This window comes from Streptomyces sp. NBC_00433, assembly GCA_036015235.1.
In the GTDB taxonomy this organism is placed as follows: Bacteria; Actinomycetota; Actinomycetes; order Streptomycetales; family Streptomycetaceae; genus Actinacidiphila.
This window is the reverse complement of the sequence record CP107926.1, coordinates 1,920,702-1,942,642: the sequence shown is the minus strand read 5'-3', so window position 1 is coordinate 1,942,642 and position 21,941 is coordinate 1,920,702. Positions and strand designations below refer to the sequence as shown.

At 73.0% G+C, this 21,941-nt stretch carries 22 protein-coding genes; 17 read left to right on the top strand and 5 right to left on the bottom strand.

Going from position 1 to position 21,941, the window contains the following annotated elements; all coding sequences use genetic code 11:
- Positions 1-244: 244 nt before the first annotated feature.
- Complete coding sequence (locus tag OG900_07890) at positions 245-817, top strand: cysteine hydrolase (protein ID WUH90038.1); 573 nt, start codon at positions 245-247, stop codon at positions 815-817.
- 2 nt (positions 818-819) lie between these two features.
- On the opposite strand, the gene iolD is transcribed toward OG900_07890, so the two are convergent.
- From iolD to OG900_07865, 5 genes are all read right to left on the bottom strand, one after another.
- Entirely contained in the window at positions 820-2,673 is a 1,854-nt protein-coding gene (gene iolD / locus OG900_07885; GenBank protein ID WUH90037.1) for a 3D-(3,5/4)-trihydroxycyclohexane-1,2-dione acylhydrolase (decyclizing), read from the bottom strand.
- Complete coding sequence (iolB, locus tag OG900_07880; protein WUH90036.1) at positions 2,670-3,542, bottom strand: 5-deoxy-glucuronate isomerase; 873 nt, start codon at positions 3,540-3,542, stop codon at positions 2,670-2,672. Before iolB ends, iolD begins: the two co-directional genes overlap by 4 nt.
- A complete protein-coding gene (gene iolC, locus OG900_07875; protein WUH90035.1) occupies positions 3,539-4,588 on the bottom strand; it encodes a 5-dehydro-2-deoxygluconokinase in 1,050 nt (349 codons plus the stop codon). The genes iolB and iolC overlap by 4 nt, the downstream gene beginning before the upstream one ends.
- Positions 4,589-4,824: 236 nt before the next feature.
- The gene (locus OG900_07870) at positions 4,825-5,685 is read right to left on the bottom strand and encodes a TIM barrel protein (GenBank protein ID WUH90034.1); all 861 of its coding nucleotides are present in this window, start codon (positions 5,683-5,685) and stop codon (positions 4,825-4,827) included.
- A complete protein-coding gene (locus OG900_07865; GenBank protein WUH90033.1) occupies positions 5,682-6,722 on the bottom strand; it encodes a Gfo/Idh/MocA family oxidoreductase in 1,041 nt (346 codons plus the stop codon). Before OG900_07865 ends, OG900_07870 begins: the two co-directional genes overlap by 4 nt.
- Before the next feature lie 116 nt (positions 6,723-6,838).
- Between OG900_07865 and OG900_07860 the strand changes: the two genes are divergently transcribed.
- The 16 genes from OG900_07860 to OG900_07785 all read left to right on the top strand — a co-directional run bounded on the left by OG900_07860 (position 6,839) and on the right by OG900_07785 (position 21,922).
- Complete coding sequence (locus OG900_07860; GenBank protein ID WUH95661.1) at positions 6,839-7,618, top strand: GntR family transcriptional regulator; 780 nt, start codon at positions 6,839-6,841, stop codon at positions 7,616-7,618.
- Positions 7,619-7,783: 165 nt separating this feature from the next.
- Positions 7,784-8,791, top strand: coding sequence for a sugar ABC transporter substrate-binding protein (locus OG900_07855; GenBank protein ID WUH95660.1), 1,008 nt, complete (start codon positions 7,784-7,786; stop codon positions 8,789-8,791).
- The gene (locus OG900_07850) at positions 8,788-9,825 is read left to right on the top strand and encodes an ABC transporter permease (protein ID WUH90032.1); all 1,038 of its coding nucleotides are present in this window, start codon (positions 8,788-8,790) and stop codon (positions 9,823-9,825) included. The genes OG900_07855 and OG900_07850 overlap by 4 nt, the downstream gene beginning before the upstream one ends.
- Positions 9,822-10,712, top strand: a complete 891-nt coding sequence (locus OG900_07845; GenBank protein ID WUH90031.1) for an ATP-binding cassette domain-containing protein — start codon at positions 9,822-9,824, stop codon at positions 10,710-10,712. Before OG900_07850 ends, OG900_07845 begins: the two co-directional genes overlap by 4 nt.
- Complete coding sequence (locus tag OG900_07840) at positions 10,709-11,857, top strand: ROK family glucokinase (GenBank protein ID WUH90030.1); 1,149 nt, start codon at positions 10,709-10,711, stop codon at positions 11,855-11,857. Before OG900_07845 ends, OG900_07840 begins: the two co-directional genes overlap by 4 nt.
- Positions 11,854-12,546: a hypothetical protein gene (locus OG900_07835; GenBank protein WUH90029.1), complete on the top strand. Its 693-nt coding sequence runs from the start codon at positions 11,854-11,856 to the stop codon at positions 12,544-12,546. The genes OG900_07840 and OG900_07835 overlap by 4 nt, the downstream gene beginning before the upstream one ends.
- 133 nt (positions 12,547-12,679) lie before the next feature.
- Positions 12,680-13,921, top strand: a complete 1,242-nt coding sequence (locus OG900_07830) for an alpha/beta fold hydrolase (protein WUH95659.1) — start codon at positions 12,680-12,682, stop codon at positions 13,919-13,921.
- Positions 13,922-14,031: 110 nt separating this feature from the next.
- On the top strand, positions 14,032-14,664 hold the full coding sequence (locus OG900_07825) for an MBL fold metallo-hydrolase (GenBank protein ID WUH90028.1): 633 nt from the start codon (positions 14,032-14,034) through the stop codon (positions 14,662-14,664).
- Positions 14,665-14,716: 52 nt separating this feature from the next.
- On the top strand, positions 14,717-15,496 hold the full coding sequence (locus OG900_07820; GenBank protein WUH90027.1) for an exodeoxyribonuclease III: 780 nt from the start codon (positions 14,717-14,719) through the stop codon (positions 15,494-15,496).
- Between the two features lie 54 nt (positions 15,497-15,550).
- Positions 15,551-15,997 carry a DUF6278 family protein gene (locus OG900_07815; GenBank protein WUH90026.1) on the top strand — a complete coding sequence of 149 codons (447 nt, stop codon included), beginning with the start codon at positions 15,551-15,553 and terminating at the stop codon, positions 15,995-15,997.
- A gap of 492 nt (positions 15,998-16,489) precedes the next feature.
- Entirely contained in the window at positions 16,490-16,741 is a 252-nt protein-coding gene (locus tag OG900_07810) for a TfoX/Sxy family protein (protein ID WUH90025.1), read from the top strand.
- A gap of 10 nt (positions 16,742-16,751) precedes the next feature.
- Positions 16,752-17,495 (top strand): amino acid ABC transporter ATP-binding protein, encoded by a 744-nt coding sequence (locus OG900_07805; protein ID WUH90024.1) that lies wholly within the window; start codon positions 16,752-16,754, stop codon positions 17,493-17,495.
- A gap of 10 nt (positions 17,496-17,505) precedes the next feature.
- Positions 17,506-18,420: a glutamate ABC transporter substrate-binding protein gene (locus OG900_07800; GenBank protein WUH90023.1), complete on the top strand. Its 915-nt coding sequence runs from the start codon at positions 17,506-17,508 to the stop codon at positions 18,418-18,420.
- Positions 18,421-18,440: 20 nt separating this feature from the next.
- On the top strand, positions 18,441-19,085 hold the full coding sequence (locus OG900_07795; protein WUH90022.1) for an amino acid ABC transporter permease: 645 nt from the start codon (positions 18,441-18,443) through the stop codon (positions 19,083-19,085).
- Complete coding sequence (locus OG900_07790) at positions 19,082-19,924, top strand: amino acid ABC transporter permease (protein ID WUH90021.1); 843 nt, start codon at positions 19,082-19,084, stop codon at positions 19,922-19,924. The genes OG900_07795 and OG900_07790 overlap by 4 nt, the downstream gene beginning before the upstream one ends.
- Positions 19,925-20,083: 159 nt before the next feature.
- A complete protein-coding gene (locus OG900_07785; protein ID WUH95658.1) occupies positions 20,084-21,922 on the top strand; it encodes a transketolase in 1,839 nt (612 codons plus the stop codon).
- The last annotated feature ends 19 nt before the right edge of the window (positions 21,923-21,941 follow it).

Sequence of the window (21,941 nt, the reverse complement as noted above, 5' to 3'; positions counted from 1 at the left end):
CGGCGGCGGTTGTGACCATCACGCGACAGGTGCGCGCGGGCCGGACGCCCGCTGTTCGCCCGGCCGCCACCTCCCGGCCCGCGGCGGCGCTGTCGTGCCGGGCGTGCGCCTGCCCCCTTACCGGCTGACCGGGCCCGCACCCGACCGGGACGGATTCCCCTGGGCCGAGGGCGATGTCAGTGGCCGGTCGTAAAGTCGGCCGGGACGACGGACCTGTACCTGGACCCGCACGGAGGCACTGAGCATGACCACGCTGGAGAATCGACCGAATACGGCCCTGCTGGTGATCGACGTGCAGAACGGCGTCATGGACCAGTCACACGACCGGGACGCCGTCGTGGCCAACATCGCCACCCTCGTGGACAAGGCACGGGGCGGGGGCGTGCCGGTCGTATGGGTCCAGCACAACAGCGACGAGCTGGTCACCGGCACGGACAGCTGGAAATACGTGCCCGAGCTGGTGCGGGCGGAGGCCGAGGCGCTGGTGCAGAAGGCCTACGGCGACTCCTTCGAGGCGACCGACCTGGAGTCCGTCCTCGCCGGGCACGGCGTCGGCCGGGTGGTCGTCGCCGGTGCCCAGACCGACGCGTGCATCCGGTCGACGCTGCACGGCGCGTTCACCCGCGGCTACGACGTGACGCTGGTCGAGGACGCCCACACGACCGAGGACCTGACGCCCTACGGCGCCCCGCCGCCGGCCCAGGTCATCTCGCACACCAACCTCTACTGGCGCTTCCAGGGCGCCCCCGGCCGCAAGGCGGGCACGGTCAGCACGGACGCCGTGGACTTCGGCCCGGCGGACAAGCCGCAGGACTGAGGTCACAGCCTCGGGCGGGCGTCCCGGGCCGGGCGGGACGCCTCGTAAGTGGTGCGGGCCGCGCGGGTGGACGGGCGGGTGGACACCTCGGCGACCGGGACGTCCCACCAGGCCTCGGCGCCCGGGGCCGGGCGGGACGGGTCGGTCTCGACGTAGACCGCGGTCGGGCGCGGGGAGTTGCGGGCGGCGGCCAGCGCCGTGCGCAATTCCGCCGCGCTGCCCGGGGTGAAGACCTCAAGGCCGAGGCTGGCCGCGTTCGCCGCCAGGTCGACCGGGAGCGGCGTACCCGTGAAGTCGCCGCCCGCGCCCGGGAATCGGTAGGCCGTCGCGAAGCCCTCCGCGCCGACCTGGGCCGACAGGCCGCCGATCGAGGCGTAGCCGTGGTTCTGGACGATCACCAGGTTGACCGGGATGCCCTCCTGCACGGCCGTGACGATCTCGGTCGGCAGCATCAGGTACGTACCGTCGCCGACCAGCGCGAAGACCTCGCGGTCGGGGGCCGCGAGCCGTACACCGATGGCGGCGGGGATCTCGTAACCCATGCAGGAGTAGCCGTATTCGACGTGGTATTGCTCCGGGTCCCGGGACCGCCACAGCTTGTGCAGGTCGCCCGGCATCGACCCGGCCGCATTGATCAGCACGTCACGGTCGCCGAGCACCGCGTCCAGCGCCCCGATCACCTCGCCCTGCGAGGGCGGCCAAGCCCCGTCGCCGCCGCCCTTGCCGAAGACCGCGTCCGTACGCGCCCGCCACTCGTCCACCGCGTAAGTCCGCTGCGGTGCGCGGAAGCCGGTCAACTCGGCGGCCAGCGCGGTCAGTCCGGCGCGCGCGTCGCCCACCAGGGCCAGGCCCGCCATCTTGTGGCCGTCGAAGGAGGCCGCGTTGAGGTTGACGAAGCGCGCGCCCGGGGCGAAGAGCGAGCCGGAAGCCGTCGTGAAGTCCGTCCAGCGGGTGCCGACACCGAGGACCACGTCGGCCTCCCGCGCCGCCGCGTCCGCCGGAGCCGTACCGGTGTGGCCGATCGCGCCCAGCGCCTGCGGGTGGTCCCAGCGCAGCGAGCCCTTCCCGGCCTGCGTCTCCGCCACCGGGACGCCGGTCGCGGCCGCGAACCGCGCCAGTACGGGCGCCGCCTCGGAATGGCGCACCCCGCCGCCCGCCACGATCAGCGGGCGCCGGGCCGACCGCAGCAGCGCGGCACCCTCCTCCAGCGCCGCCGCGTCCGGCAGCGGCCGCCGTACGTGCCAGACCCGCTCGCGGAAGAGGTCGTCGGGCCAGTCGTGGGCTTCGGCCTGCACGTCCTGCGGCAGCGCCAGCGTGACCGCACCGGTGTCCACCGGGTCGGTCAGCACCCGCATCGCCTGGAGCAGCGAGGCCGGCAGCATCTCGGGCCGCCAGATCCGGTCGAAGTAGCGGGACACCGGGCGCAGCGTGTCGTTGACGGACACGTCGTAGGCCCACGGCACTTCGAGCTGCTGGAGCACCGGGTCGGCGGGCCTGGTCGCGAAGACGTCGCCGGGGAGCAGCAGCACCGGCACGCGGTTGACGGTGGCCAGGGCCGCGCCGGTGACCAGGTTCGTCGCGCCGGGGCCGATCGAGGTGGTGCAGGCCAGCGTCGACAGGCGGTGCGTCATACGGGCGTAGCCGACCGCGGCATGCACCATGGCCTGCTCGTTGCGGCCCTGGTGGAAGGGCATCGCCTCGGGGCCCGCCTCCAGCAGCGCCTGGCCGACGCCGGCGACATTGCCGTGGCCGAAGATGCCCCACATCCCGGCGACCGTGCGGTGCCGCACCCCGTCCCGCTCGGTGAACTGCACCGACAGGAAGCGGATCAGTGCCTGCGCGACGGTGAGCCTCACGAGCCGTCCTCCCGTGCCGGGGCCTCGTACAACGGCAGCCGCGGGTCGGTGCGCTGGTCCGCCCAGCCGTCCCGCACCCACGCGTGCGCCGGGTCGTCGGTGATCAGCCAGGACCGCGAAGGGCCGGGCCCCGCCATCACGTTGAGGTAGTACATGTCGTAGCCGGGCACCGCCATGCTCGGGCCGTGCCAGCCGTCCGGGATCAGCACGGCGTCGCCCGAGCGGACCTCGGCCAGCACATCGGTGGAGCCGTGCGGGGAGGGGTAGACCCGCTGGTAGCCCAACGCGGCCGGTCCGCCCGCCAGTTCGTAGTAGTAGACCTCTTCGAGCCGCGACTCGTGCGGCCCCGCCTCGTCGTGCTTGTGCGGCGGGAAGGACGACCAGTTGCCGCCCGGCGTCAGCACCTCCACCGCGATCAGCCGGTCGCACGCGAAGACCCCGGCCGCGGCGAAGTTGTTCACCTGGCGGGTCGCGCCGCCCGCGCCGCGCAGCTCCACCGGCACACCGGCCGCAGGGCCGTAGCGGGGCGGCAGCCGGCGCGAGCAGCGCGCCCCGGCCAGCGCGAAGCGGCCGCCGGCCGCGGAAGCGACCACCGCGTGCGCGTCACGCGGCAGATACCCGAAGTCCGTCACCCCGGAGAAGACGTCGGCGCGGCCGTGCAGCGCGAAGGCCTCACCGTCGACCAGCACGGTGCACGCCCCCGCCAGCGGCAGCACGATCCACTCGCTGTCCCCGGTCCCGAAGTCCCGCTGCCCGCCCGGCTCCAGGGTCAGCACCCGCAGTGCCGAATAGGCCCAGCCGGCCGACGCAGGGTCGATCCACAGGTCATAGCCGTCCCGGGCGCCGCTGCCCGCGGGGAGATGCGTCATGGCCGGTCAACTCCCGAGTGGGGGTCGGAGGTTCCGTCCGGCCGCGGGCCCGCGCCGCCGTTCGGGGCGGGCTGCTCGTGCAGCATCGCGTCGATCTCCGCCCGCGTCGGCATCGCGTCGGCACACGCCAGGCGGGACGCGACGATCGCGCCCGCCGCGTTGGCCGCCCGCAGCACCTCGGGCAGCGGGTCGCCCGCGATCAGGCCCGCGCACAGCGCGCCGCCGAAGGCGTCCCCGGCGCCGAGGCCGTTGACGACCTTCACCGGCAGCGGCGGCGCCACGTACTGCTCCCTGGCGGTACGGACCAGGGCGCCCGCCGGGCCCTGCTTGACCACCGCGGTGCGCACCCCCCGCCGCAGCAGCAGCCCGGCCGCCGTCTCCGGGTCCGCGCTGCCCACCGCGACCTCGACCTCCTCGCGGTTGCCGACCGCGAGCGTGGCATACGCCAGCGCGCGGGCGTAGAGCGCCGGTGCCTCGGCGGGGTCGGCCCAGAAACCGGGCCGCCAGTCCAGGTCGAACCAGACCTCGCCGCCCGCGCGCTCCTCCAGCGCGGCGAAGACCGTGGAGCGGGTCGGCTCGACGGCCAGCGCGGAGCCGGTGATCCACAGGGCGCGGGCGGTACGGATCGCCTCCGGCGGCAGGTGGGCGGGGGTCAGGCACTCGTCGGGCGCGACGGGGCGGCGGTAGAAGTGGATCGGGAAGTCGTCGGGCGGGAACAGTTCGCAGAAGACCACGGGGGTCTGGGTGTCGGGGATCGTCGCGACGTGGGCGGCGTCCACGCCGAAGCCTTTGAGGGCGGTGCGCACGAAGGTTCCGAAGGGGTCGGGGCCTACCGCGCTGAGCACGGAGGTTTTCAGGCCGAGGCGGGCCGCCGCCACCGCGACGTTGGCGGCGGTGCCGCCGAGGTATTTCGCGAAGCTTCTGACTTCGGCGAGGCCGATGCCGCTTTGTTCGGGGTAGAGGTCGACCCCGACCCGGCCGAGGGTGATGACGTCGTACGGCTCGGCCGTGGGTTCTTCCCCGCCCGCCCGCCCCTCTGTCCTCAAGCGCCGGACGGGCTGTGTTTGCCTGACGCCTGCGTCCACCTGCCCGCTCGTCCTCAAGCGCCGGACGGGCTGGGTTTGCTCGGCGGGGTGGGTTTGCTCGGCGGCTGCGTCCACTTGGCCGCTCGTCCTCAAGCGCCGGACGGGCTGGGTTTGCTCGGCGGGCTGGGTTTGCTCGGCGGCTGCGTCCACTTGGCCGCTCGTCCTCAAGCGCCGGACGGGCTTGGTCGGCTTGTGGGTCATGGGTGGGGGGTCCAGGACTCTAGCCAGGTCAGGGAGGAGTGGACGTCGGTCAGGGGGCCGGTGGCTGGCGGGGGTGGGGAAGGGAGGACGGTGTCCTGTTCCATCACGTACCAGCCGGGGTAATCCGCGGACTCCAGGGACGTGAGCAGGGACGGGAGGTCCAGGTCGCCGGCTCCGAGGGGGCGGTAGAGGCCCGCTGTGACCGCGGCCGTGTAGGTCGTGCGGCCGGTGCGGACCGCGGACGCGGCGGCGGCGTCGACGTCCTTGAGGTGGACGTGGGCGACGCGGGAGGCGGCGCGCCGGGCGAGGGCCACCGGGTCGGTGCCGCCGATCAGCAGGTGGCCGGTGTCGAGGCACAGGCCGATGCCGCTGCCGTCGAGGACCCGGTCGACCTCGGCCGGGCCTTCGACGACCGTGCCGACGTGCGGGTGCAGGGCCGCGGTCACACCCAGGGACGCCGCCAGCGAGTCGATCTCGTCCAACCGGTCGAGCAGCAGGCGCCAGCCGGCCGCGTCGACGTCGGGGCGCTCGTCGTAGCCGTCGAGGCCGGTCGCCGCGGCCAGCACGAGGGTGCGGGCGCCGGCCGTGGTGAAGCGGTCGAGCGCGGCCCGTACGTCGGGCAGCGGGTCGTGCCCGGGGTCGTGGAGCACCGCGGGCACGAAGCCGCCCACCGCGGTCACGCCGTACGCCGCGAGCAGCGGCCCTGGCAGGAAGCCGTCGGGGCCGAACTCGCTCGCCGTGATGCCGAGCCCGGTCATCTCGTCGAGCACCCGCTCGGGCGTCAACTGGTGCCCCCAGCCAGGGACTTCGCAGACGCCCCAGGAGATCGGCGCCGCAGCGATCCGCTCCCGCCTCACGCCACCACTCCCTTTCGCGCGCCGCCGTGGCAGGCCCGCGCGGCCGCCTCGACCTCGGCGACCGGCACCGGGCGCCGCTCGCGCCGGGAGACCTCGCAGGCCTCCGCGACCAGCAGGGCCCGCAGCGCGTCCCGACCCTCGCAGGGATTGGCCTCGACCCCGCGTGCGACGCGCAGGAAGGTGTCCATTTCGGCCCGGTAGGCCGAGCCGAACCGGTCGAGGAAGCCCGACCAGGGCGTACGCGGCGCGGCGCCGCCCGGCTCCACCGAGGTCAGCGGGGTGCGGGCGGCGACGCCGACCGCGATCTGGTCGTCGGTGCCGGCCAGCTCCATCCGCACGTCGTAACCCGCCGCGTTGTACCGCGTCGCCGTCGCGGTGGCCAGCACCCCGCCCGCCAGGGTGAGCAGCACCGCGGCGGTGTCCGCGTCGCCCGCGGCACGGAAGAAGTCCGCGCCGACGTTCGCACCCGCCGCGTACACCTCCGTCACCGCCCGGCCGGTCACCCAGCGCAGGATGTCGAAATCGTGGATCAGGCAGTCGCGGTAGAGCCCGCCGGACAGCGGGACATAGGCCGCCGGCGGCGGCGCCGGGTCGGAGCTGACGGTGCGTACGGTGTGCAGGCGGCCGAGTTGCCCGGCGGCGACCGCATGCCGGGCGGCGGCGTAACCGGGGTCGAAGCGGCGCTGGAAGCCGATCTGCAGCACCGCGTCGCCGCCCTCCACCGCCTCCAGCGCGGCGACCGTGCCCGCGAGGTCCAGGGCGATCGGCTTCTCGCAGAAAGCCGGCACCCCGGCCTGGACCCCCCGGGCGATCAGGCCCGCGTGCGCGGCGGTCGCCGAGGCGATGACCAGCGCGTCGGGCCGGGCCGCGAAGAGCTGGTCGACCGTCATGGCCCGGCCGCCGTGCCGGGCGGCGACCTGCCGTGAACGGGCCGGGTCCGCGTCCGCGACCAGCAGCTCGCCGACGTCGGGGTGTGCCCGCAGCGTCCCGGCGTGAAAGCCGCCGATCCGCCCCGCGCCGATGAGTCCGATCCGCATACCTGCTCCTGCCCCTTCGGAAGAGGAGTCGTGACGGCTGTCCGCGCCGTCCCAACCTCCCGCGCCACCCGCACTCGTGTCAACGCTTTGTCCGGACATAAGGACTTCCCGTCATGATGCCGTCCCGCTACGCTCCCAGCGTGCCCAAGCACGAGCCCGCACAGCTGCGGCTCGCCGTGGACCGGGCGAGCCCCGTACCGCTGTACTTCCAGCTGGCCCGGCAGCTGGAGTCGGCCATAGAGGACGGTGCGCTCACCCCCGGCAGCCTGCTCGGCAACGAGATCGAGCTGGCCGCCAGGCTCGGCCTGTCCCGTCCCACCGTCCGGCAGGCGATCAGGCTGCTGGTCGACAAGGGCCTGCTGGTGCGCCGCCGCGGCGTCGGCACCCAGGTCGTGCACACCGGGGTCGCCCGCCCCATGGAGCTGAGCAGCCTCTACGAGGACCTCGCCGCCGCCGGCCTGCACCCCACCACCCGGGTGCTGCACAACACCCGCGGCCCCGCCCCCGCCGAGGTCACCGCCGCGCTCGGGCTGCCGGAGTCCTGCCAGGTCACCGTGGTGCACCGGCTGCGGCTCACCCGCGGCGAACCGGTGGCGTATCTGTGCAACTACCTGCCCAGCGACCTGCTCGACCTGCCCACCGGCGAGCTGGAGAGCAGCAGCCTCTACGCCCTGATGCGGCGGCACGGCATCACCCTGCACAGCGCCCAGCAGAGCGTCGGCGCCAGGTCGGGCACCGCGGAGGAGTGCGGGCTGCTCGGCGAGCCCCCGGGGGCGGCGCTGCTCACCATGCGGCGGGTCAGCTACGACGACCGCGGCCGGCCGGTCGAATTCGGCGCCCACGTCTACCGGGCCTCCCGCTACACCTTCGAATTCCGGCTGCTGGTCCGCGGCTGAGCCGTATACCGCAGGCCGCGACCCCGCTGGAGCCTCCCGGCGGCAGGGTTGCCGTACCTCTTGACGGATACTTGGCCCGCCGGGATGGTCGTCGCTCGAAGCTTTTCGCAGCACTTCCACCTCGGCTGCAACACGAACCGGAACGGAAAGGCGGGCCTCGTGGCGATGGCAAGGGCGGGAACGAAGGCGCTGGGCGCACTCCTGGCGGTGGTGCTCGGCGCGGCCGGCCTCGCCGGATGCAGCAGCACCGGCGGCAAGCGCGCGGAGGACCGGGCCAAGAAGCTCGCGGCGAACGGCTCGGCCGTGAACACACCGCACTGGACCTTCGCCATGGTCACCCACTCGGGAGCCGGCGACACCTTCTGGGACATCGTCCAGAGCGGCGCAAGGCAGGCCGCGGCCAAGGACAACATCAAGTTCGTCTACTCCAGCAGCGACCAGGGCGACCAGCAGGCCCAGCTCGTCCAGGCCGCCGTCGACAGCCACGTCGACGGCCTGGTCGTCACCCTGGCCAAGCCCGACGCGATGAAGGCGGTCCTCGCCAAGGCCGAAGCCGCCGGCATACCGGTGATCACCATCAATTCCGGCGCCGCCCAGTCCAAGGAGTTCGGCGCGCTCACCCACATCGGCCAGGACGAGGCCATCGCCGGCAATGCGGTCGGCGAGGAGCTGAACACCCGGGGCAGGCACCACGCCCTGTGCGTCCTGCACGAGCAGGGCAATGTGGGCCTCGAACAGCGCTGCGCCGGGGCCAAGGAGAAATTCTCCGGCCGGATGGACAACCTCTACGTCAACGGCACCAACATGCCCGACGTGCTGTCCGCGATCCAGGCCAAGCTCCAGTCCGACAGGTCCATCGACTCCGTCGTCACCCTCGGCGCCCCCTTCGCCGACACCGCCGCCAAGGCCAAGCAGCAGTCGGGCTCCAGCGCCGAGATCGACACCTTCGACCTGAACCCGCAGGTCGCGGCCTCGCTGAAGAACGGCACCATCGGCTTCGCCGTGGACCAGCAGCCCTACCTCCAGGGCTACGAGGCGGTGGACCTGCTGTGGCTCCACCGCTACAACAAGGACACCCTCGGCGGCGGCCAGGCCGTGCTCACCGGCCCGCAGATCGTCACCGAGGACGACGCCGACGCGCTGCTGTCCTATGCCAAGCGGGGCACCCGGTGACCGGCCTCGCCCTCGTGGCGGACGAGCGGCTCGCGCCGCGGTCCACGGCGCGGCGGCTGCTCGGCCGCCCGGAGCTGGGAGCGGTCGTCGGGGCCGCGGCGGTCTTCCTCTTCTTCGCCTTCGCCGCCGACCCCTTCCTGCAGTGGTCCAGCTTCGGCACCGTCCTCTACGCCTCGTCCACCATCGGGATCATGGCGGTGCCGGTGGCGCTGCTGATGATCGGCGGCGAGTTCGACCTGTCGGCCGGCGTGATGGTGACCAGCTCCGCGCTGGCCTCCTCGATGTTCAGCTTCCAGATGACCGCGAACGTCTGGGTCGGCGCCGGCGTCTCGCTGCTGGTGACGCTGGCCTTCGGCGCCTTCAACGGGATCATGCTGGTGCGCACCAAGCTGCCCAGCTTCATCATCACGCTGGGCACCTTCCTGATGCTGACCGGCCTGAACCTGGGCCTGACCAAGCTGATCAGCGGCACCGTGGCGACCAAGTCGATCGGCGACATGGAGGGCTTCCCCGCAGCCCACGCCGTCTTCGCCTCGCACTGGACCGTCGGCTCGGTCGACCTCCAGGTGACCGTCCTGTGGTGGCTCGGCCTGGTCGCGGTCGCCACCTGGGTGCTGCTGCGCACCCGGGCCGGCAACTGGATCTTCGCGGCCGGCGGCAATGCCGACGCGGCCCGCGCGGTCGGCGTCCCGGTGGCGCGCACCAAGGTCGGGCTCTACATGGCGGTGGCCTTCTGCGCCTGGGTCTCCGGCCAGCACCTGCTCTTCTCCTTCGACGTGGTCCAGTCGGGGGAGGGCGTCGGCAACGAGTTCCTGTACATCATCGCGGCCGTGATCGGCGGCTGCCTGATGACCGGCGGCTACGGCAGCGCCATCGGGTCCGCGGTCGGCGCGTTCATCTTCGGCATGACCAACAAGGGCATCGTCTACGCCCAGTGGAATCCCGACTGGTTCAAGTTCTTCCTCGGGGCGATGCTGCTGCTCGCCACCCTGCTCAACGCCTGGGTACGCAAGCGGGCGGAGGCCACCGCATGACCACCACGACCGACACGGCGACCGCCCCGCTGGTGGCGCTGACCGACGTCTCCAAGTCCTACGGGAACGTCCGAGCCCTGCGGGGCGTCTCACTGGAAGTGCACGCCGGAGAGATCACCTGTGTCCTGGGCGACAACGGCGCGGGGAAATCCACCCTCATCAAGATCATCGCCGGACTGCACCCGCACGACTCCGGCAGCTACGCCGTCGCCGGCGAGCAGGTCAGGCACGCGTCACCGCGCGACGCCCTGGACCGCGGCATCGCCACCGTCTACCAGGACCTGGCCGTGGTGCCGCTGATGCCCGTATGGCGGAATTTCTTCCTCGGGTCCGAGCCCACCAAGGGCCGCGGCCCGCTGCGCCGCCTCGACGTCGCCGCCATGCGCCGCACCACCCATGCCGCGCTGCTGCGGATGGGCATCGACCTGCGCGACGTCGACCAGCCGATCGGCACCCTGTCCGGCGGTGAGCGGCAGTGCGTGGCCATCGCCAGGGCCGTCCACTTCGGCGCCAGGGTGCTGGTCCTCGACGAGCCCACCGCCGCGCTCGGCGTCAAGCAGTCGGGAATGGTGCTCAAATACGTGGCCGCGGCCCGCGACGCCGGGCTCGGGGTCGTGCTGATCACCCACAACCCGCACCACGCCTACCTCGTCGGCGACCGCTTCGTCCTGCTGAAGCGGGGCACGATGTCGGGCAGCCACTTCAAGAAGGACATTACGCTTGACGAGCTGACCCGGGAGATGGCCGGGGGCAGCGAGCTGGACGAGCTGACGCATGAACTGAGCCGCGCACCGGCGGCCAAGGCGCCGGCGGCCGGAGACACGCCGGCCGCGGAACCCCTGGCCGAGGACCCGCCGGCCGCCACCGACCCGGAGATCCGCGCTTGAGTGCCAATCGTGAACGTGTGTATCGCGGCAGCGCCGCCAGAGCGACGGTGTGGCGCAATGTCAGCGGCGCCGAGCGCCGGGAGAGACGCAGCCACCTGACGGCGCCCCGGGTGCCGACCGTCGGCATCGACATCGGCGGCACCAAGGTCATGGCCGGGGTGGTGGACGCCGACGGGGTCATCCTTGAGACGCTGCGCACCGAGACCCCCGACAAGTCCAAGAGCCCCAAGGTGGTCGAGGACACCATCGTGGAGCTGGTCCTCGACCTGTCGGAGCGGCACGACGTGCACGCGGTCGGCATCGGCGCGGCCGGCTGGGTGGACGCCGACCGCTCCCGCATCCTCTTCGCCCCGCACCTGTCCTGGCGCGACGAACCGCTGCGCGAACGGCTCGCGGAGCGGCTGCTCGTCCCGGTCATGGTCGACAACGACGCCAACGCCGCCGCCTGGGCCGAATGGCGCTTCGGCGCCGGCCGCGGCGAGGCCGACCTGGTGATGATCACCCTGGGCACCGGCATCGGCGGCGCCATCCTGGAGGACGGCCAGGTCAAGCGGGGCCGCTACGGGGTCGCCGGCGAATTCGGCCATATGCAGGTCGTGCCGGGCGGCCACCGCTGCGCCTGCGGCAACCGCGGCTGCTGGGAGCAGTACAGCTCGGGCAACGCCCTGGTCAGGGAGGCCCGCGAGCTGGCCGCCGCCGACTCGCCCGTGGCGTACGGCATCATCGACCGGGTCGGCGGCCATGTCGGCGACATCACCGGGCCGCTGATCACCGAGCTGGCCCGAGCCGGCGACCCGATGTGCGTGGAGCTCTTCCAGGACATCGGCCAGTGGCTCGGCGTCGGCATCGCCAACCTCGCCGCCGCCCTCGACCCGTCGTGCTTCGTCATCGGCGGCGGCGTCAGCGCGGCGGACGATCTGCTGATCGCCCCTGCGAGGGACGCCTTCCGCCGTACGCTGACGGGCCGCGGCTACCGCCCCGAGGCCAGGATCGCCAAGGCGGAGCTGGGCCCCGAGGCCGGCATGGTCGGCGCCGCCGACCTGGCCAGGCTGGTCGCCCGCCGCTTCCGCCGCGCCAACCGCCGCCGGGTCGAGCGCTACGAGCGCTACGGCAGGATCTACGGCCGGCAGGAGGCCGACTCGTGACGACGACCCCCGAACGGGAGGCCGTACCGCAGTATGCCGACGAGGACACCGCTGCCGCCGAGCCCGCGCCCGGCGGTCCAGGCGACGAGGGTCCGGGTGACGAGGGTCCGGGCGGCGGGCGGGGCGGCGACGGCGGCTCCGCGCTGCCGGTGCCGCGCGAGCTGCCCCGCTGGATGCGCTGGGTGGTCGTGCCGCTGCTGGTGCTCGTCCCGCTCGGCTATGTGATCATCTCCGCCGCGCAGAGCCGCGACAGCGGCCAGGACGTCCAGAAGCAGGCCGCCGCACGCCATCTGACCTGGGTCGTGCCCAGCGAGCTGCAGCGCCGCATCTACCAGGTGCCGATCCCCGACGGCACCGTCCACGACGGCTACCTGGAGACGAACTCCTGGGACACCAGCGAGTTCTACTGCCAGTTCACCACCAGCGCGGGCGGCCTCGACACCTTCCTCGCGCAGCTCGGCACCAGCCGGGCCGCGCTGGACGACGGCAAGGTCGCGATCAGCGACAAGCAGTCGGCGCAGGTCGGCTGGAACTTCGACCTCCCCGACCACGAGTGGGCCGGGATGTCCTCCCACCAGGCCGGGGACAAGCCCGACCACGACATCACCGTGGACCTCACACACGCCGACACGCCTGTGGTCTATGTGGTGTCCACTGTCAACTTCCAGCACGGCTTCGGGGGCGGGTGACCCGGGTGGCCCCAGGAGTCGGTAGCGTGAAGCGATGAGCGAGCTGACGACCGACGCGCCCTTCGGCGCCGCAGCCGACTATGCGGCCGGCCCCCGGGGCGACCGCATGGCCGACTACGACGACATGGACGACATGTACGCAGGAGCGCCTCCGCTGCAGTACCGCTTCGACGGGCCGGCCGGCGCACCCGTGCTGGTGCTGGGCCCCGCCCTCGGCGCGACCTGGCACATGTGGGACCGGCAGCTGCCGATGCTCGCCACCAACTGGCGGGTGCTGCGCTACGAGCTGCCAGGGCACGGCGGCGCCCCCGCGGAGCCCGCGTCGTCCGTCGACGACCTGGCAAGGCGGCTGCTCGCCGTCCTGGACGACGAGGGCATCGACACCTTCGGCTACGCGGGCTGCGCGCTCGGCGCCGCCATCGGCGCCCGGCTGGCGCTGCTGCGGCCCGACCGGGTCGCCGCCCTCGCCCTGGTGTCGGCCGCCGCGCGCTTCGGCTCCGCCGACACCTGGCGGCAGCGCGGCGTCGTGGTCCGCGCCAACGGCCTGGACCGCACCGCGCAGACCGGCCCCAAGCGCTGGTTCACCGACGCCTTCCTCGCCACCCAGCCGGCCATCACCGAGTGGGCCGTGCAGATGGTCGCCAGCACCGACCCGGCCTGCTACGTGGCCGCCTGCGAGGCTCTGGCGGCCTTCGACATCCGCGACTCGCTCGGCAGCATAGGAGTGCCCACCCTGGTGGTGGCCGGCGCCGACGACACCGAGACGCCGCCGGCCGACGCCCGGCTGCTGGTCGCCGGCATCCCCGACTCGCGGCTCGCGGTGGTCCCCGCCACCGGGCACCTCGCGCCCGTCGAGGAGCCCGTCGCGGTCGGCGAGCTGCTCGCCACCCACTTCGGCACCGCCTGGCAGGACCACACCCCCGCCGCTATGCCGCTGCCCCCGCCGCCGGTCTCGCCGGTCCCCCCGGCCCGTATCCCGGCCTCCGCGACGCCCGACCGGCTCGCCGAGGGCTCCCGTATCCGCAGCGAGGTCATCGGCGAGAGCGCGGGCGCCGACCGGCCGCTGACCACCGGCGACGGCTTCGGCAGCGGCTTCGACGCCTTCGCCACCCGCTATTCGTGGGGCGAGATATGGGCCAGGCCCGGCCTGGACCGGCGCACCCGCGCCTGCGTCACGCTCACCGCGCTGACCGCGACCGGGCAGCTCGCCGAACTGGCCGACCACGTCAGGGGCGCGCTGCGGATCGGCCTGAGCCCGGCCGAGATCGAGGAGGTGCTGCTGCACACCGCGGTCTACTGCGGGCTGCCGGCCGCACGGGCCGCGCTGGCGGCGGCACGCACCGTGGTCGAGCAGGAGACCAACGGGCATCCGTAGCAGGATGGAATACGGGCGCCGCCGTCCCGCGCGGCGCCGAACCCCAGGGGTGCGGGACAGCCCCTGGGCACCGAGTCCGACCGACGCGCAACCGGCGAGGGTGGAATCCAGTGAAGCTGACCAAGAAACAGCACTCCTGCGTCCGGATGGAGAAGGACGGGCTGACGCTCGTCATCGACCCGGGTGCCTTCAGCGAACAGGACGCGGCGGACGGCGCGGACGTCATCCTGGTCACCCACGAGCACCCGGACCACTTCGACCCCGCCCGGCTGCGGGCCTGTCTGGAAGCCAACCCGGCAGCCGAGGTGTGGACCCTGGCGAGCGTCGCCGAGCAGCTCTCGGCGGCCTTCCCCGGCCGGGTGCACACCGTGGGCCACGGCGACACCTTCACCGCCGCCGGCTTCGACGTGCAGGTGCACGGCGAGCTGCACGCCGTCATCCACCCCGACCTGCCGCGGATCACCAATGTGGGCTTCCTGGTCGAGGGGGCCGTCTTCCACCCCGGGGACGCCCTGACCGTGCCCGGCTACCCGGTGGACACCCTGCTGCTGCCGGTGCACGCGCCCTGGAACAAGGTCTCCGAGGTGATCGACTACGTCCGCGAGGTCGCGCCGCGGCGGGCCGTCGACGTCCACGACGCGCTGCTGACCGACCTGGCCCGGCCGCTCTACGACATGCTCTTGACCAATCTGACCGCCGCCGAGCACCTGCGGCTCGCGCCCGGCGACGGCACCGGGACCTGACCGGACCAGGGCGTGCGGCTCGTTGTCGGACCCAGCCGCTAGGTTGGTCCGTATGCGCATCGCGACCTGGAACATCAACTCGATCACCGCCCGGCTGCCCCGGCTGCTCGGCTGGCTGGAGAGCAGCGGCACGGACGTCCTGTGCGTCCAGGAGACCAAGTGCACCGACGAGCAGTTCCCGTACGACGAGCTGCGCGAGCTCGGCTACGAGGCCGCGGTCAATGCCGACGGGCGGTGGAACGGCGTGGCGCTGATCTCCCGGGTGGGCCTGGCCGACATCGTCAAGGGCCTGCCCGGCGGCCCCGCCTACGACGGGGTGCAGGAGCCGCGGGCGGTGTCCGCGACCTGCGGCCCGGTCCGCCTGTGGTCGGTCTACGTGCCCAACGGGCGCGAGGTCGGCCACGCGCACTACGCGTACAAGCTCCAGTGGTTCGACGCGCTGCGCGCCGCGGTGGCCGACGACGCGGTGGGCGAGCTGCCCTTCGCGGTCCTCGGCGACTACAACGTGGCACCGACCGACGAGGACGTCTGGGACATCTCGGTCTTCGAGGGCCAGACGCATGTCACCGCCCCCGAGCGGGACGCCCTGGCCGCGCTGCGCGGCACCGGCCTGACCGACGTGGTCCCGCGCCCGCTCAAGTACGACCACCCGTTCACCTACTGGGACTACCGCCAGCTCGGCTTCCCCAAGAACCGCGGCATGCGCATCGACCTGGTGTACGGCAACGGGCCGTTCGCCAAGGCCGTGTCCGACGCGTATGTCGACCGCGAGGAGCGCAAGGGCAAGGGCGCCTCCGACCACGCCCCGGTCGTGGTGGACCTCGACGCCTGACATCAGGCCGCGTGCCTGGTATCGGAGCGGTGGACGCGGTGCCAGGCTGGGGGGATGGACATCCCCCTCATCAGCCAGTGGCGCAAGCGGCATGCCGTGGCCAGCAGCTTCGCCGTCTTCGGCGACCGGGACCGGCCCGACCCCGCGATGCTGGCCGAACTGCTGGGCGAATGCCCGCTGCTGCGGGCCAGGGCGGCGGACGACGGGGTGGAATTGGACGACTCCGCCGCCTCGTTGAGCGCGCTCGACCAACTCGTCCCCAACTGGCGCGACGAGGAGGAGCAGGCACTCGACCGCCTCGGCAATGACGCGGGCCTCTACCTGGGCACGGTCATCGTCCGTACGGTCCCCGGCGCCCACTGGCAGATACGGCCCAACGGCCACCCGGTGGTCCGCCTCACCACCGGCCGCGAGATCGACACCGTGGAAGCGGGCCACACCTGGGCCGAAAACGGCACCCCAGAACTGTCCCAGGTCCTGGCAGAGACCGCAGAAGACTGACCGCCCGCAGCCAGCCAGGGCCGCGAGCAACCCCCCCTGCCGGTGGGTCCCGGTTCAGAGGGGTCCGGCCACCCCCGGGGGTTGAGGGGCGCGGGGAACTGCGCGCCCAGCCCCGCACTGCCGGTGGGTCCCGGTTCAGAGGGGTCGGGCCACCCCCGGGGGCGCGGGGAACTGCGCGCCCAGCCCTCTCTGCCGGTGGGTCCCGGTTCAGAGGGGGCGGGCCACCCCCGGGGGTCCAGGGGCGCGGGGGACTGCGCGAGCAACCCCGCACCGGCAGAAGGTCCCGGATCGGACGGGTCCCGGCACCCCGGGGGGAAGAGGCCCGCGCGGGAGCAGGGTGGCGCGTCACCCGATCCGGTGGCGCCCACCCCGCGCAGGGGTTACGACCAGGGCGTGTCAACGCCCTGGTCGCCGGCTGGGGTGCGGCATATGTGCATGATGGCGGCAGACGTTCCCTTGACTCACCCATCAGCCTGGCACCGGAGGCACCACGTGGACTCCCTACAGCAGCTGCCGAACATCGGGGCGGTGCTCGCCGACCGCCTGCGCCGCGCGGGCGTCGACGACGCCGGCGAACTGCGCCGGCTGGGATCGGGCAGGGCCTTCGAGAAGATCCGCCCCGACCTGCCGGACGACGCCTGCACCCACACCCTGCTGGCGCTGGAGGGTGCCCTGCGCGGCATGCGGTGGACGGCGATCCCGCAGACCGAGCGCGACACGCTCGTCCACCGCGTGCTCGGCTGACCGCGGCCGTATGCCGGAGGAGCCCCTGATCGTCCTGCGCGGCGTCAACAAGCACTTCGGTCAGCTCCATGTGCTCAAGGACATCGAGCTGACCGTCGCCCGCGGCGAGGTCGTGGTGGTCGTCGGCCCCTCGGGCTCGGGGAAGTCCACCCTGTGCCGGGCGATCAACCGGCTGGAGCCGGTGGAGGCCGGCACCATCACCGTGGACGGGCGGCCGCTGCCCGCCGAGGGCCGGGCCCTGGCGGCGCTGCGGGCCGACGTCGGCATGGTCTTCCAGTCCTTCAACCTCTTCGCCCACCGCACCGTCCTGGACAACGTGATGCTGGCCCCACTGAAGGTCCGCCGCCGCGGCAGGGCCGTGGTCGAGCGCAGGGCCCGCGAACTCCTCGACCGCGTCGGCCTGCTGCCGCAGGCCGGCAAGCTGCCCGCCCAGCTGTCCGGCGGCCAGCAGCAGCGCGTCGCGATCGCCCGCGCGCTGGCCATGGACCCCAAGGCGATGCTCTTCGACGAGCCGACCTCGGCCCTCGACCCCGAGATGATCAACGAGGTGCTCGAAGTGATGCAGCAGCTCGCCGAGGAGGGCATGACGATGGTCGTGGTCACCCACGAGATGGGCTTCGCCCGGTCCGCCGCGGACCGGGTGGTCTTCATGGCCGACGGGCAGATCATCGAGGACCGGGTGCCGGAGGACTTCTTCACCGAGCCGCGGACCGACCGGGCCCGCGACTTCCTGTCCAAGATCCTCCACCACTGACGGCCCACCCGTGACCCCGCGCAGCGCCCGGCCCGCCGCCCTCCTGCCGGTTCTGGCCGCCCTCCTGCTGGCGCTGACCGGCGGCTGCGGCCTGCAGGGCAGCCCGCCGTCCAAAGGGCCGCGGGCCGCCGACCTGCCCGCCTACCGCGTCGACACCGCCTTCTCGCTGCCCGCCTCGCCCACCTGGACCCGCGCCCGCGGCCGCGGGCGGCTCGTGATCGGCGTCAAGGACGACCAGCCCTACCTCGGCGAGCGCGACCCCGCCACGGGGACGTACTCCGGTTTCGACATCGAGATCGCCAGGATGGCGGCCGCCTCGCTGGGCTTCCCCGCCGACCGCGTCACCTTCAAGGCCGTCGCGTCGGCCAACCGGGAGACCTCGCTGGGCAACGGGCAGATCGACCTCTACGTCGGCACGTACACCATCAACGCGCTGCGCAAGCGCCAGGTGGGCTTCGCCGGGCCGTACTACCTGGCAGGGCAGGGCCTGCTGGTGCGCACCGGCGAGCACGACATCGGCGGGCCGCGGGACCTGAGAGGGAAGAAGGTCTGCTCGGCCGCCGGGTCCAGTTCCATCCAGCGCATCGAGGCCGACTACCCCGACGCGACACCGGTCACGTACGACTCCTACTCGGTGTGCGTGGACAACCTGCTCACCTACCAGGTCGAGGCGGTCACCACCGACGACTCGATCCTGCTGGGCTACGCCGCCAAGGCCCCGAAGGAGATGAAGGTGGTCGGCAGGCCGTTCTCCGAGGAGCCCTACGGCATCGGCCTGTCCAAGGGGGACACCGCGCTGCGCCTCGCGCTGGACGAGGCCGTCGTCGCCCACGAGCGCAACGGCGACTGGAGGCGGGCCTACGCCGCCACCCTCGGCCTGTCAGGGGTGCCCGCGCCCGCCGCGCCGCCGGTCGACCGCTACTGAAGGGACGAGGGGAGCGACACGTGAACGTGCTGACCGACAACTTCGCGCTCTACGGCAGGGGCCTGTGGGGCACCGTCCGGCTCACCCTGCTGGCCGGCGGCCTCGCGCTGGCCGCCGGGGTGCTGGTCGCCGGCTGCCGGGTCTCCCCGGTCAAGGCGCTGCGGGTGTTCGGCACCGTGTGGGTGACGGTGCTCCGCAACACCCCGCTGACCCTGCTGTTCTTCGCGGTACTGCTCGGCCTGCCGCGGTTCGGGGTGGTGCTGCCCTTCACGGTCTTCGCGGTGCTGGCGCTCGGCGCCTACACCTCGGCCTTCATCTGCGAGGCGGTGCGGGCCGGCATCAACACCGTGCCGCTCGGCCAGGGCGAGGCGGCCCGCAGCCTCGGGATGACCTTCACCCAGACGCTGTCGCTGGTGGTGCTGCCGCAGGCGGCCCGCTCGGTGATCCCGCCGATCGGCTCCACCCTGATCGCACTGGCCAAGAACTCCGCGATCGCCGGGGCCTTCTCCGTCTCCGAACTGCTCGGCACCTACAAGCCGCTCAACGAGCAGGGCTTCAGCATCGTGTGGACCTTCGTGTGGATCGCGGTCGGCTACCTGATCGTCACGCTCACCCTGGCCGGCCTCTTCGCCGTGCTGGAGCGGAAGCTGGGAGTGGCCAGGTGACCACGAGCAGCGCCCTCTACGACATCCCGGGACCCAAGGCGCTGGCCAGACACCGGCTGTACGCCTGGATCACCGTCGCGGTGCTCGCCGCGCTGGTCGGCCTCGTCGGCTACAAGCTGGTGGAGACCGGGCAGTTCTCGGCCGTGAAATGGCGGCCCTTCGCCTACGAGGGCATCCAGCGGCTGCTGCTGACCGGCCTCGCCAACACCCTCAGGGCCTTCGGCTGGGCCGCGCTCGCCTCGCTGGCCTTCGGGGTGGTCTTCGCCGCCGGGCGGCTCTCGGACCACCGGGTGGTGCGCTGGGCGAGCACGCTGGTGGTGGAGTTCTTCCGGGCGATGCCGCTGCTGGTGATGATCTTCTTCATCTTCGTCGCGCTCCGGTTCGACCCGATGATCGCGCTGGTCGTCGGGCTGACCCTCTACAACGGCTCGGTGCTCGCCGAGGTCTTCCGCGCCGGGGTCGACGCGGTGCCGCGCGGCCAGCGGGAGGCGGCCTACGCGCTGGGGCTGCGCAAGACCCAGGTGATGACCTACGTGCTGGTGCCGCAGGCGGCCAGGGCGATGCTGCCGGCGATCATCAGCCAGCTGGTGGTGGCGCTGAAGGACACCTCGCTGGGCTACCTCATCACCTACCAGGAATTCCTCTACTCGGGGAAGCTCATCGCCACCGACCTGGACTACGACCTGCCCTTCATCCCGGTGGTGATGGTGATCACCCCCGTCTACATCGGCATGTGCGTGCTGCTGTCCTGGTCCGCCCACCGCATCGCCCGGCACGAGCGGCGCAGCCCCAGGACCAAGGCCGTCACGGTGCCGACGGCGCTGCCCGAGGAGATCTGAGCGCCGCCTCCCGCGCCTTCATTACCTGGGGTAAGGCGACGGGTGGGGCGCGATCCCGGTTTGTCCTGCCCCCGGTCGGGCAGCCGCAACGGTGGGACGGACCGACTCCGCGAGGAAAGAGACCGCGCCATGAAAGACACGATCGCCCACACCCCGGTCATGAGCGACAGCGACATCGCCGAGCTGGGCCAGCAACTGCGGGTGGATTCGGTGAGGGCGGCCGACGCGGCCGGCTCCGGGCACCCCACCTCGTCGATGTCCGCCGCCGACCTGATGGCCGTACTGCTCGCCCGGCACCTGCACTACGACTTCGACCGGCCCGAGCACCCCGGCAACGACCACCTGATCTTCTCCAAGGGCCACGCCTCCCCGCTGCTCTACTCCGCCTACAAGGCGGCCGGCGCCATCAGCGACGACGAGCTGCTGACCTTCCGCAAGCTCGGCAGCCGGATGGAGGGCCACCCCACCCCCCGGCTGCCCTGGGTCGACGTGGCCACCGGGTCGCTCGGCCAGGGCCTGCCCGTCGGCGTCGGCGTCGCCCTCGCGGGCAGCCGGCTCGACCACCTGCCCTACCGCACCTGGGTGCTGTGCGGGGACAGCGAGATGGCCGAGGGCTCGCTGTGGGAGGCCTTCGAGCACGCGGGCATCGAGGGCCTCGACCACCTCACGGTGATCATCGACGTCAACCGGCTCGGCCAGCGCGGCCCCACCCGGCACGGCTGGGACCTGGACGCCTACGCGCGCAGGATCCGCGCCTTCGGCTGGCACACCGTGGAGATCGACGGCCACGACATCGCCGCCATCGACGAGGCCATGACCTCGGCCACCACCACCCGCGGCGCCCCCACCGCGATCATCGCCCGTACGCGCAAGGGCCGCGGCGCCAGCGAGGTCGAGGACCGGGAGGGCAAGCACGGCAAGCCGCTGGCCGACCCGGACGCGGCCATCCGCGAACTCGGCGGCATCCGCGACCTGCGGGTCGACGTCCAGCCGCCGCCCGACGTCGCGCCGCCCGCCCGCGGCGGCGGCGACCCGCACACCGTGCTGCCGCGCTACGCCACCGGCGGCGACCCGGTGGCCACCCGTACCGCCTTCGGCGAGACGCTGGCCGCGCTCGGCTCGCTGCACGACGACATCGTGGTCCTCGACGGCGAGGTCGGCGACTCCACCAAGGCCCAGCTCTTCTTCGCCGACCACCCCGAGCGCTACATCGAGTGCTACATCGCCGAGCAGCAGATGATCGCCGCCGCCGTCGGCATCGGGGTGCGCGGCTGGACCGCCTACGCGTCCACCTTCGCGGCCTTCCTGACCCGCGCCCACGACTTCCTGCGGATGGCCGCGATCAGCCGCTCGTCGATCAACGTGGTCGGCACCCACGCGGGCGTGTCGATCGGCGAGGACGGCCCGTCCCAGATGGCCCTGGAGGACCTGGCGATGATGCGGGCCATCCACGGCACCACCGTGCTCTACCCCTGCGACGCCAACCAGACCGTCCAGCTGGTCACCGCGATGGCCGACCGGCCCGGCATCAGCTACCTGCGGGCCACCCGCGGCAACGGCCCGGTCATCTACGGACCCGGTGACGCCTTCCCGATCGGCGGCAGCAAGGTGCTGCGCTCGCACTCCGACGACCAGGTCACGCTGATCGCCGCCGGCATCACCGTCCACGAGGCGCTCACCGCCGCCGACCAGCTGGTCGCCGACGGCATCAGGGCCCGGGTGATCGACCTCTACTCGGTCAAGCCGGTCGACACGCAGACGCTGCGCACCGCCGCCGCGGACACCGGGCGCTTCGTGGTCGTCGAGGACCACCACCCCGAGGGCGGGCTCGCCGACGCGGTGATGGAGTCCTTCGGCAACGGCCTCCCCACCCCCCGGCACACCCGGCTCGCCGTCCACACCATGCCGGGCTCCGGGACCCCCGCCGAGCAACTGGAGGCGGCGGGCATCAGCGCCCCCGCCATCGCGGCCGCCGCCCGCAAGCTCGTCGCGACCTGAGCGGCCCCGCGAGCCGCCG

Bases quoted from the DNA above. Each gene is read 5' to 3' on its own strand.
- OG900_07890 (WUH90038.1), top strand. From the start codon at position 245: ATGACCACGCTGGAGAATCGACCGAATACGGCCCTGCTGGTGATCGAC.
- OG900_07845 (WUH90031.1), top strand. From the start codon at position 9,822: ATGACCACCACGACCGACACGGCGACCGCCCCGCTGGTGGCGCTGACC.
- OG900_07805 (WUH90024.1), top strand. From the start codon at position 16,752: ATGCCGGAGGAGCCCCTGATCGTCCTGCGCGGCGTCAACAAGCACTTC.
- OG900_07820 (WUH90027.1), top strand. From the start codon at position 14,717: ATGCGCATCGCGACCTGGAACATCAACTCGATCACCGCCCGGCTGCCC.
- OG900_07815 (WUH90026.1), top strand. From the start codon at position 15,551: ATGGACATCCCCCTCATCAGCCAGTGGCGCAAGCGGCATGCCGTGGCC.
- OG900_07865 (WUH90033.1), bottom strand. From the start codon at position 6,722: ATGCGGATCGGACTCATCGGCGCGGGGCGGATCGGCGGCTTTCACGCC.
- OG900_07785 (WUH95658.1), top strand. From the start codon at position 20,084: ATGAGCGACAGCGACATCGCCGAGCTGGGCCAGCAACTGCGGGTGGAT.
- iolB (WUH90036.1), bottom strand. From the start codon at position 3,542: ATGACGCATCTCCCCGCGGGCAGCGGCGCCCGGGACGGCTATGACCTG.
- OG900_07830 (WUH95659.1), top strand. From the start codon at position 12,680: ATGTACGCAGGAGCGCCTCCGCTGCAGTACCGCTTCGACGGGCCGGCC.
- OG900_07855 (WUH95660.1), top strand. From the start codon at position 7,784: ATGGCAAGGGCGGGAACGAAGGCGCTGGGCGCACTCCTGGCGGTGGTG.
- OG900_07860 (WUH95661.1), top strand. From the start codon at position 6,839: ATGCCGTCCCGCTACGCTCCCAGCGTGCCCAAGCACGAGCCCGCACAG.